At 72.2% G+C, this 18,030-nt stretch carries 12 protein-coding genes; 6 read left to right on the plus strand and 6 right to left on the minus strand.

The window, feature by feature from the left end; genetic code table 11:
* The first annotated feature begins 2 nt into the window (after positions 1-2).
* The gene (locus FFG40_RS08320) at positions 3-3,413 is read left to right on the plus strand and encodes an error-prone DNA polymerase (protein WP_138802853.1); all 3,411 of its coding nucleotides are present in this window, start codon (positions 3-5) and stop codon (positions 3,411-3,413) included.
* A 28-nt stretch (positions 3,414-3,441) separates the two neighbouring features.
* On the opposite strand, the gene FFG40_RS08325 is transcribed toward FFG40_RS08320, so the two are convergent.
* Positions 3,442-4,953 carry a cell wall metabolism sensor histidine kinase WalK gene (locus FFG40_RS08325; RefSeq protein ID WP_138802854.1) on the minus strand — a complete coding sequence of 504 codons (1,512 nt, stop codon included), beginning with the start codon at positions 4,951-4,953 and terminating at the stop codon, positions 3,442-3,444.
* The gene (locus tag FFG40_RS08330) at positions 4,950-5,627 is read right to left on the minus strand and encodes a response regulator transcription factor (RefSeq protein WP_017885962.1); all 678 of its coding nucleotides are present in this window, start codon (positions 5,625-5,627) and stop codon (positions 4,950-4,952) included. The genes FFG40_RS08325 and FFG40_RS08330 overlap by 4 nt, the downstream gene beginning before the upstream one ends.
* 171 nt (positions 5,628-5,798) lie before the next feature.
* Between FFG40_RS08330 and FFG40_RS08335 the strand changes: the two genes are divergently transcribed.
* The gene (locus FFG40_RS08335) at positions 5,799-6,137 is read left to right on the plus strand and encodes a hypothetical protein (RefSeq protein WP_143882747.1); all 339 of its coding nucleotides are present in this window, start codon (positions 5,799-5,801) and stop codon (positions 6,135-6,137) included.
* Between the two features lie 72 nt (positions 6,138-6,209).
* Here the strand turns inward: FFG40_RS08335 and FFG40_RS08340 are convergent, their stop codons facing one another.
* Complete coding sequence (locus tag FFG40_RS08340) at positions 6,210-7,304, minus strand: aromatic acid exporter family protein (protein ID WP_138802855.1); 1,095 nt, start codon at positions 7,302-7,304, stop codon at positions 6,210-6,212.
* 80 nt (positions 7,305-7,384) lie between these two features.
* On the opposite strand from FFG40_RS08340, the gene FFG40_RS08345 reads away from it, so the two are divergent.
* Together FFG40_RS08345 and FFG40_RS08350 are read left to right on the plus strand one after the other, a co-directional pair.
* Positions 7,385-8,629, plus strand: coding sequence for a phosphotransferase enzyme family protein (locus FFG40_RS08345; RefSeq protein ID WP_071405569.1), 1,245 nt, complete (start codon positions 7,385-7,387; stop codon positions 8,627-8,629).
* A 452-nt stretch (positions 8,630-9,081) separates the two neighbouring features.
* Positions 9,082-11,208 (plus strand): DEAD/DEAH box helicase, encoded by a 2,127-nt coding sequence (locus FFG40_RS08350; protein ID WP_185974136.1) that lies wholly within the window; start codon positions 9,082-9,084, stop codon positions 11,206-11,208.
* A 104-nt stretch (positions 11,209-11,312) separates the two neighbouring features.
* Here the strand turns inward: FFG40_RS08350 and FFG40_RS08355 are convergent, their stop codons facing one another.
* Positions 11,313-11,585, minus strand: a complete 273-nt coding sequence (locus FFG40_RS08355; protein ID WP_027464730.1) for a mycoredoxin — start codon at positions 11,583-11,585, stop codon at positions 11,313-11,315.
* A gap of 58 nt (positions 11,586-11,643) precedes the next feature.
* On the opposite strand from FFG40_RS08355, the gene FFG40_RS08360 reads away from it, so the two are divergent.
* Positions 11,644-13,173, plus strand: coding sequence for a CYTH domain-containing protein (locus FFG40_RS08360; RefSeq protein WP_182710085.1), 1,530 nt, complete (start codon positions 11,644-11,646; stop codon positions 13,171-13,173).
* A gap of 105 nt (positions 13,174-13,278) precedes the next feature.
* On the opposite strand, the gene FFG40_RS08365 is transcribed toward FFG40_RS08360, so the two are convergent.
* A complete protein-coding gene (locus FFG40_RS08365; RefSeq protein WP_138802857.1) occupies positions 13,279-15,450 on the minus strand; it encodes a S9 family peptidase in 2,172 nt (723 codons plus the stop codon).
* 29 nt (positions 15,451-15,479) lie between these two features.
* Complete coding sequence (locus FFG40_RS08370) at positions 15,480-16,679, minus strand: Fic family protein (protein WP_185974137.1); 1,200 nt, start codon at positions 16,677-16,679, stop codon at positions 15,480-15,482.
* A gap of 94 nt (positions 16,680-16,773) precedes the next feature.
* Here FFG40_RS08370 and FFG40_RS08375 point away from each other — a divergent pair, with 94 nt between their 5' ends.
* Positions 16,774-17,973: an amidohydrolase gene (locus FFG40_RS08375; protein ID WP_138802859.1), complete on the plus strand. Its 1,200-nt coding sequence runs from the start codon at positions 16,774-16,776 to the stop codon at positions 17,971-17,973.
* Positions 17,974-18,030 lie beyond the last annotated feature (57 nt).

Consider the following 18,030-nt stretch of genomic DNA (forward strand, 5'->3'; position numbering starts at 1 on the left):
TGATGGGCTACAGCAACCCACCCATCCCGTGGTCGCAGTTCGAGCGCGCGCTGTCCGACAAGCGGAGCCCGGGCACGGCGCACGACGGCGACGGCGGCGACAGCCCCGCGTGGTCGCGGAAGCGCGAGCCGTACGTCCCGTCACCGCTCGACACCGACGGCGGGCCCGTGGTGCCGTACGCCGAACTGCACGCGCACTCGGCCTTCAGCTTCCTCGACGGCGCCAGCCAGCCCGAGCACCTGTTCGAAGAAGCTGCTCGGCTCCGACTGCACGCCCTCGCGCTCACCGACCACGACGGCTTCTACGGGGCCGCCCGGATGGCCGAGGTCGCCGAGTCGTACCCGCAGGTCGGCACCGTGTTCGGCACCGAGCTGTCCCTGGGGCTGACCGAACCGCAGAACGGTGTGCCCGACCCCGAGGGCTCGCACCTGCTCCTGCTCGCCGACGGCCAGGACGGCTACCACCGGCTCGCCGGCGCGGTGACGAGCGCACACCTGGCCGCCGGGTCCGAGAAGGGCAGCCCGCAGTACGACCTCGACGACCTCGCCGCGCGGGCGGACGGGCACTGGCGGGTCCTCACCGGGTGCCGGAAGGGCTCCGTTCGGCAGGCCCTCGAGCAGGGTGGCGAGTCCGCCGCAGAGACCGCGCTCCGGGTGCTGCTCGACCGGTTCGGCAGCCGCAACGTCGTCGTGGAGCTGCTCGACCACGGCGACCCGCTCGACAGCGCCCGCAACGACGCCCTGGCCGCCCTCGCCGCGAAGCACGCGCTGCCCCTGGTCGCCACCGGCAACGTGCACTACGCCACCCCCGACCGGTTCCCGGTGGCGACCGCGCTCGCGGCGGTGCGCGCCCGCCGCAGCCTCGACGAGATCGACGGCTGGCTGCCGGCCGCCGACACCGCCCACCTGCGCTCCGGCGCCGAGATGGCCAGACGGTTCGGGCGCTACCCCGGCGCGATCGAGCGGACCGTGGAACTCGCCGACGAGCTCGGGTTCCGGCTGAAGACCGTGCAGCCCGGGTTACCCGACCTCGACGTCCCGGACGGACACACCGCGATGTCGTGGCTCCGCGAGCTGACGTGGACGGGTGCCCGGCGGTTCTACCCCGGCAGCGCCGACGGCGTCGACCCCCGCAAACGGGAGCGCATCGAGCGTGAGCTGTCCGTGATCGAGGAGAAGAACTTCCCGGGGTACTTCCTGATCGTGCGCGACATGGTGCAGTACGCCCGCGGTCGGGGCATCCTCTGCCAGGGGCGTGGCTCGGCGGCGAACTCGGCGGTCTGCTACCTGCTCGAGATCACCGCGGTGGACTCGATCCGGTACGGGTTGCCGTTCGAGCGGTTCCTGTCGGCGATGCGCGACGAGGAACCCGACATCGACGTCGACTTCGACTCGGACCGCCGCGAAGAGGTGATCCAGTACGTGTACGCCAAGTACGGCCGGCACAACGCCGCCCAGGTCGCGAACGTCATCACCTACCGGCCCAAGGGTGCGGTGCGCGACATGGCGAAGGCGCTCGGCCACAGCCCCGGGCAGCAGGACGCCTGGTCGAAGCAGGTCGAGCGGTGGGGCTCGGTGACCGAGAGCCAGGACCACGACATCCCGCCGGCGGTCGTCGGGCTCGCGAGCGACGTCCTCGGGTTCCCGCGGCACCTCGGCATCCACTCCGGCGGCATGGTGCTGACCGACCGCCCGGTGGGCGAGGTCGTGCCGATCGAGCACGCCCGGATGGACGGCCGCACCGTGCTGCAGTGGGACAAGGACGACTGCGCCTACATGGGGCTCGTGAAGTTCGACATGCTCGGGCTCGGCATGCTCGCGGCCCTGCAGTACTCGTTCGACCTGGCGGCAGAGCACTGCGGGGAGCGCTGGGAGATGCACTCCATCCCGAAGGAAGAACAGGGTGTCTACGACCAGCTCTGCCGCGCGGACACGATCGGGGTGTTCCAGGTGGAGTCCCGCGCGCAGATGGGCACCCTGCCCCGACTGCTCCCGCGGCGGTTCTACGACCTGGTGATCGAGGTCGCACTCGTCCGACCCGGACCGATCCAGGGCGGCGCGGTGCACCCGTACATCCGCCGGCGCACGGGGGAGGAACCGATCACCTACATGCACCCGGCGCTCGAACCCGTGCTCGAACGCACCCTCGGGGTCCCGCTGTTCCAGGAACAGCTCATGCAGATGGCGATCGCGGTCGGCAACTGCTCCGGTGACGACGCCGACCTGCTGCGACGGGCGATGGGGTCGAAGCGCGGGCACGAGAAGATCGACCGGCTGCGCGACAAGCTCTACACGGGGATGGCGGACAACGGCATCCACGGTGCGGACGCCGACGCGATCTACGCGAAGATCCAGGCCTTCGCGAACTTCGGCTTCGCGGAGAGCCACTCGATCAGCTTCGCCCTCATCGTCTACGCGAGCGCGTGGATGCGGCTGCACTACCCGGGGGCGTTCCTGGCGGCGCTGCTCCGGGCGCAGCCGATGGGGTTCTACTCACCGCAGACCCTGGTCGCCGACGCCCGACGGCACGGCGTCCGCGTGCTGCGACCGGACATCCTGCGGTCCGGGGTCGACGCCACGCTCGAACCGCTGCCGGACGGGGACACCCCTGCCGGTGACGACGCGTGCCTGGCCACCGAGCAGCCCCCGGTGCTGCCCTTCGCCAAGGCGCTCCCCGACGACACCGCGAGCCACCGACGCGACGGTGCCTTCGCCGTGCGGCTCGGGCTCGCCGAGGTCGCGTCGCTCAGCCGGAAGAGCGCCGAGAAGATCGTCGCGGAGCGGGACGCGAACGGTCCCTTCCGCGACATGTCGGACCTGGCCCGACGGGTCGGGCTCACCACGCCGCAGCTCGAGGCACTCGCCGCTGCCGACGCCTTCGCCCCCTTCGACATCGACCGCCGCGGTGCGATGTGGTCGGCTGCCCAGGCGGCCGCCGAACGTCCGGACCAGTTGCCGGACACGCAGGTGTTCGTGCAGCCGCCGCTGTTCGGGCAGATGACGAGCGGGGACGTGCTCATCGCCGACATGTGGTCGACGGGCATGACGACCGACGACCACCCCGTCCGGCACGTGCGCGACCGCCTCGCCGCCCGCCGGGTGCTCAGCGTGCAGGACACCGCGACCGCCGAGACCGGACGACGGGTCGAGGTCGGCGGGATCGTGACGCACCGGCAGCGTCCGGCGACGGCCTCCGGCATCACGTTCCTGAACGTCGAGGACGAGACCGGGCTGGTCAACGTCATCTGCAGTGTCGGGGTCTGGGGGCGCTTCCGCCGGGTGGCGCGGGAGTCCCCGGCGGTGATCGTCCGGGGCATCCTCGAGCGCTCGCCCGACGGGGTCGTCAACCTGGTGGCGGACCGCATCGAGCACCTGTCGCTGTCCGTCCGCACCCGCTCGCGGGACTTCCAGTGAGCGGTCGTGCACGGGCGAGCGGTCGTGCTCAGCGCACCTCGGGCAGGCGGATCGTGACCTCGAGCCCACCGGTGGGCACGTTGCGGAGCGACGCCGTGCCTCCCGCCCGTTCCGCCACCGCACGCACGATCGCGAGTCCCAGCCCGGAGCCGCCGGGCAGGGCGCCGACACCGGTCGACGGGTCCGGGTTCGGGCGGGACGTCCGGGCCTCGTCCGGACGCGTGAAGCGGTCGAACGCCACGGGGATGAAGGACTCGGGGACGCCGGGGCCGTCGTCGGTGATCTGCAGCACGCCCTCGCCGCCGGTGCTCCGCCAGGACACGAAGATGCCGCCGCCGCGGGGGAGTGCAGCCACGGCGTTGCCCGCGATGTTCGTGACGAGCTGGGCCATTCCGCCGGTGTCGATCCGGTACCGCGGTTCGACGGTGCCACCGCCGATGCCCGGGCCGGAACCGCCGACGGCGACGGGCGGCTCGAGGTCGAAGTCGACGGTGACGTCCTTCGCCGAGGCGATGAGCCGGACGCGGTCGACCGCGGCCATCACCTCGTCGCCGAGGTCCGACCACGCGGTCTCGGGTCGTCGGTCGCCGTCCTGTTCACGCCGCTCCGACTCCTCGATCCGCGACAGCGCGAGCAGGTCGTTCGCGAGCCGTGACAACCGCGCGACGCTGTGCTTGGCGCGTTCGATGTGGGCGGCGAGGGCGGCGGCGTCGTTCCCGTCGAGCGAGGCGAGGTCGAGCTGGGTCGTCAGGATCGCCAGGGGCGTCCGGAGCTCGTGGCTGGCGTCCGACACCATCTGGCGTTCGCGCTCGGTCGCCTGCCGGGTCCGGGCGAGGAACGCGTTGAGCGTGGTCGCCAGGGATGCCAGCTCGTCCTGTGCGGGGCCCACCGGCAGTTCGGCACGCTCCGGGGCGACGGAGAGCCGTTCGGCTTCGCGGCGCATCCGGTTCACCGGGCGCAGTGCGGTGGTCGCGAGCACCCAGGACGCCACGCCGAAGGCGAGCAGGATCGCCAGGCCGGTCAGGGACAGGGTCGTCGTGAGGTCGTCGACGACGATGGCCTCGGCCTGCGAGTTGCGGGCGGCGACGACGGTCCAGCGGCCGGCCTCGTTGACGGGGTGCTCCACCACGACGCGGTACTCCGAGCCGGAGACGGTGATGATCGAGGTGCCGGCAGGGGTGGACCGCAGACTGCCGAGCGCCTGCTCGACACGGTCGGGCATCGTCGACAGCACGATCTCGCCGGACGGGGACACGACGGCGACGAGCTGCGCGTTGCCCGGCGGCGACAGGTCGGGGTCGCTGTCGACCTCGAGCGTGGCGACGTAGGGGTCGGCGTCGGCGTCGAGCAGCGTGCGCGTCGCACTCGCGACGACGCTCACCACCTGGAACCGCATCACGAGGACGAGCAGCAGGATGACGATCGCGGCGATCGCTGTCGAGCCGATCGTGATCCGGGCACGCAGCGACAGCAGACGCAGCGGCCGGATCGGACCGCCGCGTCGGCGGTCCGATCGTGGGGCGTCGTCGGCCCCGTTCACGCCCCGAGCAGATCCAGGCGGTACCCGCGACCGCGGACCGTGGCGATGGCGACGGTCGCCTCGTGCGCGGTGAGCTTCTTGCGGAGGTACGAGATGTACTGCTCGACCACGTTCGGGTCGACGTGCTGCGAACCGTCCCAGACCTCTTCGAGGATCTTCGGGCGGTCGACGACACTGCCGGCGGAGCGGGCGAGCAGTCGGAGCAGGGCGAACTCGGTGGGGCTCACGGCGACGCGCTGCCCCTTGATCGAGATGCGGCGGGCCTCGGAGTCGATCGACACGTCCCCGACCTCGATCGTGCGGGGAGCCCCGGCGGACTCGCGACGGCCGAGCGCACGCAGCCGGGCGGTGAGCTCGGCGAAGGCGAAGGGCTTGGTGAGGTAGTCGTCCGCGCCGGCGTCGAGCCCGAACACGCGGTCGTCGACGGCGTCGCGCGCGGTCACGAGCAGGATCCGCACGGGGTCCTCGCGCTCACGGATCCGCCGCGCGAGCTCGAAGCCGGACATGCCGGGCATCATCACGTCCACGACCGCCAGGTCGAACGCCTGCTCGCCGAGGGCGATGAGCGCCTCGACACCGTTCTCGACGGCCGTGACCCGGTACCCCTCGGCCGCGAGTCCGCGTTCCATCAGGGCACGCATCTCGTCGTCGTCCTCGACCACCAACAGCCGCATAGTGGACCTCCTCGAACCCATCGTGGCATCGAACCGGCGCGGAGGGCCGTTCTCCGGGTCCGACTCGCTGAATCTCGTCACAGGACAGAGCAGAACGGTCTGTCCCACGTTCTAGGGACGTGAGCGCCGCTTGCTTCGTTGCTAGGCTCCGGCAGCGGACAGCGCGACCCGATGCGCCGCCTGCACTGGGGGATCATGAACGACTCGATCGACCACCCGGCCATCGTGCGCCTGCGCGCCGAACTGGACGCCGCGTGGAAGGGCATCGGCGCCCTCGCGCAGCTGGAGGACGCTCCGCGCGATCGCGTGGTCGCGGAGCTGCGGACGGCCGTGCCGGACGTGGCGAGCCGTGCTGCGCGCGAGGTCGGCACCGAGGCCGTCGTCGCGGAGATCAGCCGGTACGCCGACGCCGGCATCCCAGGTGCGACGGCGACCGACGTCGTGCCGACCGCGGTGATCTGGTCCGACGTCGTCCGGACGGCGTCGGAAGCGGCATGCGCAGCGCGCTGAAGCGGACCGAGCGGCATGCGCAGCGCGCTGAGCCGGACCGAGCGGCCTGCGCAGCGCGCTGAAGCGGACTGACTAGTCGTCCTCGCCGAGCAGCTCGCCACGCACCCGTCGGATGTCCTCGAGCAGTGCCCCGATGAGCACCCAGTGCCGGGAGTTCGGCCGCACCACCTCGAGTGGCGCGGTGAGCGCCGGCTCCGAGGCCTCCGCCCACGGCTCGACGTCCGGTCCGAAGGCAGCGGCGTCCGCCCGGCCGGCCCCGTCCACCGGGTCGAGTCGTGTCGATTCGACCCGAGCACTGAGGGCCCGGACGTCCGCACCGATCCGTGCCACCTCGGTCGCGATGCCGTGCACCACCGGGTCGTCGCGCAGGTCCGGTGCGGTGTTGTCGCGGATCGCCCGGGTCATCCCGGTGACCCGGGTCACCAGGACGCGCAGGTGGTCGGTGGTCACCACGTCGCGGTCGAGGATCGTCCGGTGCCGGCCGCCGCGCGGGTTCATCGTCAGGGACTCGCGCGCCGACCCCAGGGACGCCTCGGCCTTGGCGTGCTGCTGCCGCAGTGCCCGGGCGGCGACGAGCGCCTCGTCCCAGCGCTCGCGGTCCCACCCCTCGGTCAGGCCGATCGCGATCCGCTCGAACGCCACCGCGGTGTCACGGGCGAGCCGCGCGACGGCGAGGTGTGCCGGTTCGAGCAGCACGGGCGGCACGATGAGCGCGTTCACGACCAGGGCGACGATCGCACCGATCACGGTCTCGAGGATCCGGTCGGCGGAGTAGTTCGGCGTCACGACCCCGGCGGTGAGCACGAGCATCCCGCTGATCCCGACCTGGGTGGCCGAGGTCGGGGTGAGCCGGAGCGCCCAGGCGATGAGGATCGCGAGCACGATGACGAGCAGCACGACGAACACGCCGTCGCCGAGCAGCAGGTGGAACCCGGTGGCCAGCACGACGCCGATCACGACGCCCGCGCTCCGCTCGAGCCCCTTCACGAACGACTGGTTGATGCTCGGCTGCACCACCAGCAGGGCAGCGATCGCCGCGAAGGTGGGGAACGGCCCCTGGATGACCAGGCGGCAGAGGAGCACGGCGGCGACCACCGCGACGGCGGTCTTCACGACCTGCAGGAACGGCGTGCGACTGGAGCTGCGGAGGCGCGCGACCGGGTTCACACCGACCACGGTAGCCACCGGCCGCGCGCCGAGCCGTGCACGAACGCGACGAAACCCGCGCGACACGGTTGACTGATGTCGTGTGGCCCAACCATGAGCGCGTCATCCCGCAGGCCTTCGCCGGCTCCGGGACCTCCGTGGTGGCCGCGCGGGCGCACTCCGTCGAGCCCTCGGGCAACGGCTACCTGTACGGCTACGAGGTCGACACGGTGGACCGCAACGGCCAGCGCGCCACGGTCCTGACCTACGTCGACACCGGCGGCACCCACGACCAGAACAGCGCGATCGTCACCGATCCGGCGACGGGCGACCCGGTGTCGGTGTGGGCGTACCCGAACGATCCCGGCCTGCCGGTGCTGCCGCAGGTCACCTACCGCGACGCCGTCGCCGAGCTGCTGACCACGCTCGGCATGCCCGTCACCGACCCGGTGCTCACCGTGGCGGCGTACCGGCCCGGCAAGCGTGCGGTCGTGCGCGTGGACGCCCCCGAGCGCACGCTGTTCCTGAAGATCGTGCGTCCGCACCGGGTCGCACCGATCGTGCAGTCGCACGAGCAGTTCGTCGCGGCCGGTCTGCCCGTGCCGCGTGTGCTGTCCAGCCGTGGCGACGGCCTGCTCGTGCTCGAGCGCATCCGCGGCGTGCCCGCCGGCAGCCGGATCCTCGACATCGCCGACGACCCCCGCTTCGTGGCGTCGCTCGCCGCGCTGAGCGGCCGGGTCGCCACCGTCCCGATGACCCAGCAGGCGCGTGCCGACGCGATGGACCACGCCGACTGGCACCGTCGCACGCTCATCGCCGCGCTGCCGCGCGACGCCGAGGAGATCGACCGCCTGTACGACGCCATCGGGCGCCGCTCCATCGGCTGGTCGAGCTCGACCAAGCAGGTCGTGCACGGCGACCTGCACCTGGAGCAGGTGTTCGTCGACGAGGACGAGCCGTGGCGCATCTCCGGTCTGCTCGACATCGACACCGCGGGCTGGGGCTTCCCGGTCCGTGACGTCGGCGCCGTCGTCGCCCACCTCGTGGTCACCGGGCTCTGGCACCGGTCCCGCGGCGACGCCGAGCGCGGCGCCGCCGCCGAGCGCCTCGCCGACGCGATCGCCCGCGACTGGGTCGCGCGCAACCCGCGCGAGGCCGACCGCATCGGACCGGCCATCGGCGCCCAGCTGCTCGCCCACGCCGGCGGTCAGGCGACCACCGGCTCCGCCAACGGGATACAGACCGCCCAGCAGCTCCTCGCCGCGACGCAGGCCGCCCTGGCGGACGCTGCCCCGAGCCTCCCGACCGGTGGTTCGACCCGCCCGCGGTCCGCACCGCAGGTCTGAGACGCGACCGAGGAACGGACGGGAGGCGCGGGTCGGGCCCGCCACGGGCCTCCCGTCCGCCGTCGCGACGCGCGCGGGCAACGCGCCGGTCGCCTCTGTCGGTGGTCCGGGAGTAAACTGAGCGCGCACGCACCGCGTTCCCGCGTGCCGCGTCGATTCCGGACGCAGCCGTCGATCACTTGATCGACGCGGGGACCGGGCCGTGACCGCCCCGAGGGGGCATCACGTGCGTGTGACGACGCCGGATCCCGGCGCGGACCGTCCGAACCTGCTCCCGGCAGGTGCTCGTGTGGAACGGCTCGCGGGAGTCCACCGGACGTCCCGATGCGGGGACCGGCGATGCGGTGGGCCACGGTGGCCCGCAGCCGAACCGGAGCCGCGCCAGGCCCCGGTGCAGGACTTCCCGCCCCACGGGCGGATCGCCCCGACGTGTGGGCGGAACAGGAGGAGCGTTGGCTCGATCAGGCACCCGGCGTGCTGCCGGCGGGACGCGGACCGCGTCACGTCGCACCAGGCCGCTGGACAACGACGGCGTCATCCCCGTCCTCGCCCGCGCTGTGCGCGAGGTCGAGGCCGCGGCACAGCGCGGACCGCTCAAGGCATCGAACCGGACGAAGTTCCAGGCGGTCGCCCTGCTCATGCGCGAAGAGCGCGCGCGGGTGAAGGCCGACACGGAGCTCACCGACGCGCAGCGCGCCGAGCAGCTCAAGCGGCTCGACGGCGTGGCCACGATCCTCGCGAAGACGGCGGCGCGCGACACCAGCGTCATCCAGCTCCTCGCCGAAGAGGTCCAGGTGTCCGAGGCGACGCGTGCGGTCAAGCGCGACATGATGATCGCCGGCGGCGTGGAACTGCAGCCGGAGGACCTCGTCATCGCGTCCGAGCCCGCCGCGGTGGTCGAGACCCCGGTGCGGGCCGTCGTGCCGCAGGCGGTCGTGCAGCGCCAGCTCGCGAACCCGTTCATGCCGCCGGACTTCGCCCTCGCCGACCAGCCCGTCGCGCACCCGCGTCGTCTGGCGAACTGGGAACTGTTCGGACCGCTGTTCAAGTCGTTCGAGTACGGCGCGGGCGGCGGAGCGGCGACGATGCCGCTGCCGGAGCCCACGACGCTGCACTCGCGCTCGGGCACCACGCTCATGAAGCACCAGGCGGAACTCGTCGCCGCCGCGGCGCAGGGGCACCGCACGTTCCTGCTCGCTGACGAGCCCGGCCTCGGCAAGACCGCACAGTCGCTGCTCGCCGCCGATGCCGCGAACGCGTTCCCGCTGCTCGTCGTCGTGCCGAACGTCGTCAAGACGAACTGGGCGCGTGAGGCCGAGCGCTGGGTGCCGAACCACCGCGCCACGGTGATCCACGGGGACGGCAACGACCTCGACGGGTTCGCCGACATCGTCATCGTGAACTACGAGATCCTCGACCGGCACGCCGGGTGGCTCGGCAACTTCGGGTTCAAGGGGATGGTCGTCGACGAGGCGCACTTCATCAAGAACAAGGACTCGCAGCGCGCCCGGTTCGTGCTGCAGATCGCCGAGCGCATCCGGCAGCGCACCGCCGCGCCGCTGCTCATGGCGCTGACCGGTACCCCGCTGATCAACTCGGTCGAGGACTTCCGCACCATCTGGGAGTACCTCGGCTGGATCGACGACAAGAAGCCGCGCGCGAAGCTCATGAACGAGCTCGAGGAGATCGGTCTGACGCCGGCCGACCCCGGGTTCTTCGTCGAGGCCCGCCGTGCCGTCATCGACCAGGGCATCGTCCGACGCCGCAAGGTCGACGTCGCCGCGGACATCCCCGCACGCCGGATCGCCGACATCCCCGTCGAGCTCGACGGTGACGAGGGTCGCTCCATCCGCGACGCGGAGCGCGAGCTCACCGCGAAGCTCGTCCGCCGCTACCACCAGGCGCTCGACGCCCGCACCGGGCAGGACCCGGTCGTCGGCATCGACCACAAGCTGGTCCGCCAGGTCGCGCGCTGGGAGCTCGAGGACCAGGACGCCTCGTCGACCGGCGAGAACGTGTTCTCGATGGTCCGCCGCATCGGCCGGGCCAAGGCCCAGCTCGCGGCCGACTACGCGGCACAGCTCGCCTCGAACGTCGGCAAGGTCGTGTTCTTCGCGAAGCACCTCGACGTGATGGACCAGGCGGAAGAGGTGTTCGCCCGTCGCGGCCTGCGCACCGCCACGATCCGTGGCGACCAGACCCCGACGCAGCGCACGGCCGAGATCGACTCGTTCGTGAACGACCCCGACGTCGCCGTCATCGTCTGCTCGCTGACCGCGGCCGGTGTCGGTCTGAACCTGCAGGTGTCGTCGAACGTCGTGCTCGCCGAGCTGTCGTGGACGAGCGCCGAGCAGACCCAGGCGATCGACCGTGTGCACCGCATCGGCCAGGAAGAGCCCGTCACTGCGTGGCGCATCATCGCCGCGCAGACGATCGACACCAAGATCGCCGAGCTCATCGACTCGAAGGCGTCCCTGGCCGCCCGCGCGCTCGACGGTTCGGACGAAGAGGTCGTCGACTCCGGTGACATCCAGCTCGACGCGATGGCTGCGCTGCTGACCGAGGCGCTCGGCGGCTAGCGCCGGCGCGCGGCGCTGACAGCAAAACACCGGTGTTCGCACTCTGAACCGCGTCATGCGCGTGTTCGGAGCGTGAACACCGGTGTTTTGCGGAGGGCCGCCGCTCAGATGCGGGACTGCACCTCGGCCAGGGACGGGTTCGTCGCCGTCGTGCCGTCGGGGAACACGAGCGTCGGCACGGTCTGGTTGCCGCCGTTGACCTCGGCGACGAGTTCGGCGGTGCCCGGGGTCTGCTCGATGTCGACCTCGGTGAAGGGCACCCCGGCCTTCGACATCTGGTTCTTCAGCCGGGCGCAGTAGCCGCACCACGTGGTGGTGAACATCGTGACGCCGCCGGCTTCGGGCGTGAACTGCTCGCGGGTGATCGTGTCGCTCATCCCTGCAGGCTAACCCCGGGTGCGGGGAAACCTCGCAGCGCCTGGTAGACAAGAGCGTGTGAGCCACACGCACCTCGAGATCGAGCGCACCTACGACCTGCCCGAGGGCGGTGCCCTCCCCGACCTCGTCGGCGCGGGCGGCATCCTCCGCACCGAGCACCAGGAGCCGTTCGAACTGGACGCGACCTACTGGGACACCGAGCGGTACGACCTGGTGGCCGCGCGGGTGACCGTGCGCCGCCGCACGGGCGGCCCCGACGCCGGCTGGCACATCAAGCGCTCGGAGTCGGACACGGTCCGCCACGAGCAGCAGTTCCCCCTGACCGACGACGCCGACACGGTGCCCGACGAGGTCCTCGCCGCGCTCTTCACGGAGCGTCGCGGTCGCGGGCTGCGTCCCGTCGTCCGGATCACCACCACCCGCACCGTCACCCGACTGCTCGACGAGGACGGCGACCAGATCGCCGAGCTCGCCGACGACCAGGTCTCCGCCCAGCGCCTCGACGACGATGCTCCGGAGACCCCCCGCACCTGGCGCGAGGTCGAGGTCGAGACCGTCGACGGCGTCGACCCGCAGATCGCCCACGAGCTGTTCGCGGCCCTCGACGGGCGCTTCGCGGCCGTCGGTGCCGGCCCCGCCGCCGTCGCGTCCAAGCTGGCACGCGGGCTGGCAGGAGCACCGGCACCGCGCCTCCAGACCGAGGAGAAGCCGGCCAAGGGCACGACCGCACGCATCCTGGCGAAGCGGGTGCGCAAGCTGCGCGTCGCGCTGCTCGGCCAGGAGGCCCGGCTCCGCTCCGGCGACACGGCCGACCTCCGGCAGGCGGCCGACACCACCCTCGAGATCGCCGCGATCCTGGGCGCCTACCGCCCGGCGTTCCCCGACGGCGAGGCCGTCGACCGCGCCGCCGAGGCGGCGGACGGCCTGGCGGGCGTCACCGCGCGTGCGGCGCTGGCCGAGTACCTGATCGACCGGCTGCCGCGGGCGTCGTCGCCGGCGCAGGACGACCTGGTCGACGCGATGACCCGCGAGCGCATCCTCGCCTCGACCCGGGAACGTCGCGACCAGGCGGTGCGGGACGTCGTCGCGTTCCTGCACGGCGAGCCGTTCCTCGAGCTGCTCGACGCCCTCGACGACGCCGCCGAGCGCCCGGCCCCGACGGCGTGGTCGCTCCGCGCACCGAAGCAGGTCGCGCAGGACGTCGGCGCCGACGTGAAGCCGCGTGTGCGCGAACTCGTCCGGGCCGCCGTCGCCGACGACACCTCGGACACCGCTGCCGAGCGCGAGGCCGCCGACCGGACCACCACCGAGGCCGCGTGGCAGGAGACGATGCGCGCCCGGATGGCGATGGACGTGCTCGGCGACGACGCGTTCCCGCACGCGCTGTGGAAGCGGATCGGCACCGCTGCCGACGTGCTGACCGAACGGGTGCGGTCCCTGCACGCCCTCGACATCCTGCGGGCGAACGCGGCGATCGCGGAGCGCGGGGGTGAGGGCACGTTCGGGTACGGGGTGCTCGCGGGGGACCGGGTGCGCCTGGCCGAGGAGTCCTACGACGAGGCGGTGCACGCGCTCAACCGCGTGTGATCGGGGTGCGGGCGCTGCGTGCGCCGCTGTTCGCTTGGTGAGCAGAAGAGGTCGGGTCCCGCGTTCGGACCCGACCTCTTCTGCTCACGGAGTGCGCGGTGCGGCTCAGCCCGCGGCGATCGGGTTGGCGGTCGCTGCGGCGGGCGTCTCGTCGGCGAGCCCGAGCACGTCGAGCAGCCAGGCGAGCTCGAACGCCCGCTCCTTCCACGACGCGTAGCGACCGCTGACACCACCGTGGCCGGCGGACATCTCGGTCTTCAGCAGCACCGGAGCGCCGACCTCGCGGAGCTTCGCGGTCCACTTCGCGGGCTCGACGTAGAGCACACGGGTGTCGTTGATCGAGGTCACGGCGAGGATCTGCGGGTACTGCACGTCGTCGCGGACGTTCTCGTACGGGGTGTACTCGCTCATGTAGCGGTAGACCTCGGCGTCGTGCAGCGGGTCGCCCCACTCGTCCCACTCGATGACGGTGAGGGGCAGGTCCGGGTCGAGGATGCTCGTCAGCGCGTCGACGAACGGCACGGCGGCCAGGATGCCGGCGAACCGCTCGGGTGCGAGGTTGGCGACCGCACCCATCAGGAGCCCGCCCGCGCTGCCACCCTCGGCCACGAGCCGGTCGGCGCTCGTCCGGCCGGACTCGATCAGGTGCTCGGCGACCGCGACGAAGTCGGTGAACGTGTTCTTCTTCGTCAGGGTCTTGCCGTTCTCGTACCAGTGCCGGCCGAGCTCACCGCCACCACGGACGTGGGCGACGGCGAAGACGACACCGCGGTCGAGCATCGACAGGCGCATGACGCTGAAGCCGGGGTCGATCGAGTGCTCGTACGAGCCGTAGCCGTAGAGGTGCAGCGGCGCCGGGGTACCGTCCTCGACGGCGTCACGACGCCAGACGAGCGAGATCGGCACGCGGGTGCCGTCCGACGCGGTCGCCCAGTCGCGCTCCTGCACGTAGTCGGCCGGGTCGTAGCCACCGAGCACGGGCTGGCGCTTCAGGACGGTGACCTCGCCGGTGGCCAGGTCGAGGTCGCTGACCTCGGAGGGGGTCACGAACGACGTGTACCCGATGCGGAGCGTCGGCTGCTCCCACTCCGGGTTGCCGCCGAGCCCCGCCGAGAACAGTGCTTCGTCGAAGGGGACCTCGTGCGCGTCGCCGTACCCGTCGCCCTCGATCGGGATGATCGCGACGCGGGGGAGCGCCTCGGAGCGGTACTCCAGGGCGAGGTGTCCGGCGAAGGCGTCGACCGACTCGATCCGGCGCTCGGTGTGGTGCGCCACGACGACGCGGCGGTCACGCTCTGAGGTCGGGTCGTCGGCGGGGACGTCGACGAGCTCGAAGTTCTCGGCGCCGTCGTTGTGCAGCACCAGGAACCGGTCGCTGCCGCCGACGATGGCGTGCTCGATCTCGTACTCGACGCCCTCGCGGCGAGGCCAGACGACCTGGAACTCACCGGTGGGGTCCGCGGCGTCGAGGACGTGCGCCTCGGATGTGATCTTCGAGCCGAGCTCGATGACGATGTACTGCGAGGAGCGGGTGACACCGACGCCGACCCAGTAGCGGTCGTCGGGCTCCTCGAACACCAGGACGTCCTCGGACGTCGCGGTGCCGACCGTGTGGCGCCAGATCTTGTCCGGACGCCAGGACTCGTCGACGGTGGGGTAGAACACGTAGCGGCCGGCCGGGTCGAACGTGGCGCCGGCCCCGGTGTTCGGGATCGCGTCGCCGAGGTCGGTCCCCGAGGCCAGGTCGCGCACGTGCAGGGTGTACCGCTCGTCACCCTCGACGTCGATGCCGTAGACCAGGCGGGTGCCGTCGTCGCTGATGTCGTAGGTGCCGAGGGAGAAGAACTCGTGGCCGTCGGCCAGGGCGTTGCCGTCGAGGACCACCTGCTCGCCGGGGAGCGTCGACTCGCCCTCGACGACGGCGGGCGGCGTCCAGTCGTCGGCACCGGCGACCGGCACGCGGCAGTGCACGCCGTACTGGCTGCCCTCGGCGGTGCGGGTGAAGTACCACCAGTCGCCCATGCGGACCGGTACCGAGAGGTCGGTCTCCTGCACGCGGCTCTTCACCTCGGCGAAGATGCGGTCCCGCAGCGGCGCGAGGTGCGCGGTGGCGGCGTCGGTGTGGGCGTTCTCGGCTTCGAGGTACGCCAGGGTGTCGGGGGATTCCTTGTCCCGCAGCCACTCGTAGTCGTCGACGAAGTCGATGCCGTGGTGGGTCCGTGTCACGGGCCGCTTCGCGGCGCTGGGCGGGGTGGATGCGGTGTGCTCGTTGCTCACCGTCCCACCCTATTCGCCCGCACCCCCGGTCAGGCCGCCGTGCGCTCGCGGCCGCCCACAGCGGCGTGCACCCGCTGCTCGAACGCCTCGAGCTCGGCGACCACGGCGGGTGCGACCCACGCGCGGTCACGGCGACGACCGGTGACCGGACGGAGCGCCCCTGCCAGCACCAGGTCGTGCGTGACGCGCTCGACCTCGTCGGCGGTGAGCAGGGTGTCCAGGTGCGCTTCGGTCAGGACGGGATCGTCGGCGAGTGCACGGCCGACCACGGCGTGCGGGCCCGAGGCGCAGGGGCCGGCGGACCGGTCGGCGTCGTGCTCGGCGAGCAGCAGGGCGCTCAGCGTCGCCTCGTCGCACACCGTCCCGATCGCCAGGGCCAGGTCGACCACGAACCCGGTGACCTTGCCGTCGCGGTACTGCTCCAGGTGCCGGAAGTACCGCAGCCGGCCAGCCGCGAGCGCGGTGGCCACCGGTGCCGTCACGGTCGTGGTCACCCCGCGTCGCCGCAGCACGGCACCGATCAGCGCCCGCCCGATCCGACCGTTGCCGTCGGTGAACGGGTGGATCGACTCGAACTGCGCGTGGGCGATCGCGGCCTGGGCGATCGGGTGCAGGTCCACGCGGTGCACGAACGCGAACAGGTCGGCCATCAGCGGTACCACGAGCTCGGGCGGCGGTGGCACGTGGACGGCGTCGCGGGGCGTGGCGCCGCCGCCGATCCAGTTCTGCACGTCGCGGTACCGGCCGGCGTACCGTCCGTCGACCGGGTCGTCGCGCATCAGCAGCCGGTGTGCCTCGAGCAGGGAGGCTTCGGCGACGGTGCCCGAATCCGCTCCGGCCACCAGGTGCTCGACGGCGCCGCCGGCCCGGACGACCGCGGTGGCACCCGCGTTCGCCCGGATGCCGACGAGAGCCCGCGCCAGGTCGTCGATCGACGCGGACTCGTCTTCGATCCGCGACGACGCCAGCGCGTCGGTCCGGCCGAGCACGGACCCGAGCGGTGCGAGCCGCGAGCCGTGGTGGACGTCGAGGGCGCGCAGGGCCGTGGCGCTCCGGTCGAGCAGCGCAACGGTGTCGTCGTCGGGCGTCCACCGAGCCCTCGCGATGGACGGGGGCAGCGACACCTGCACGGTGGTCACCAGCCGGTCGTCGCGGCACCCGCGGACGGTGCTCCGCCACGGTCGCTCGTTGCGTTCGTGCGTCGGCCAGGTGTCGCTGCGGTGTGCCATCCCGCGACGGTAGAACCACCCGGACGCTCGACGCCAGGAATCGGTATTCCGCCCGCTCGCCGCCGCCCGCACGCCCACGCGTACCGTTGGTGCCATGAGCAACTCCTTCGCGATCACCGGTGCCCACGTCGTCCCCGTCTCCGCCCCCGCCTTCGACGGCGGCGCGGTCGTCGTCGAGGACGGCCGGATCACCGCGATCGGTCCGGACGTCTCTCCGCCCGAGGGGATGACGGTCATCGACGCCGCGGGTTCGTGGCTCGTCCCCGGCTTCGTCGAGGCACACGGCCACGTCGGGATCCACGAGGAGGCCAACGGCGAGGCCGGCAACGACACGAACGAGATGACCGCCCCGAACATGGCCGGCGTCCGGGCGATCGACGCGATCGACATCGACGACGAGGGCTTCCGGGATGCGCTCGCCGGCGGCATCACGAGCATCGTCGTCAAGCCCGGCTCCGGCAACCCGATCGGCGGTCAGAGCGTCGCCATCAAGACCTGGGGCGGCCGCACGATCGACGAGCAGCTCATCTCCGACTCGGTGAGCGTGAAGAGCGCCCTCGGCGAGAACCCGAAGCGCGTCTACGGCGGCAAGGGCCAGACGCCCTCGACCCGGCTCGGCGTCGCGAAGGTCATCCGAGACGCCTTCGTCGAGGCGCAGAACTACCGGGCCGCCCGTGACGCCGCCGCCGCGAAGGACGAGCCGTTCGCCCGCGACCTGACGAAGGAGACGCTCGTCCGGGTGCTCGACGGCGAGCTCGTCTGGGACCAGCACACCCACCGCCACGACGACATCGCCACCGCGATCCGCCTGTCCGAGGAGTTCGGCTACCGGCTCGTCGTGAACCACGGCACCGAAGCGCACAAGATCGCCGACGTGCTGGCCGCCAAGGACATCCCGGTCATCTACGGCCCGCTCTTCACCAGTCGCTCGAAGGTCGAGCTCCGCGACCGCGGCATCCCGAACCTCGCCACGATCGCGGCGGCCGGTGTGCGGGTCGCCATCACGACGGACGCGCCGGTCGTGCCGATCAACATGCTCGTCGACCAGGCGACCGCCGCCGTGAAGGAGGGCCTGCCCGCCCAGACCGCACTCGAGGCGCTCACGGTCAACCCGGCCGAGTTCCTCGGGTTCGGGGACCGCGTCGGTCGGCTGGCCGAGGGGTACGACGCCGACCTCGTGCTCTGGGACGGCGACCCGCTCGACGCGACCAGTCGCGCGACGCGCGTCTGGATCGACGGCGAGTCCGTCTTCACGTGGGCCGACGGAGCCGGCGTCACCACGCCGCGCTGGTAGCGGGTGCAGAGCCTGGAGGCCCGGATCGCGACGTGCCTGCGGGTCGCGATCCGGGCC

The sequence above is a fragment of the Curtobacterium sp. KBS0715 genome (genome assembly GCF_005938005.2).
In the GTDB taxonomy this organism is placed as follows: domain Bacteria; phylum Actinomycetota; class Actinomycetes; order Actinomycetales; family Microbacteriaceae; genus Curtobacterium; species Curtobacterium flaccumfaciens.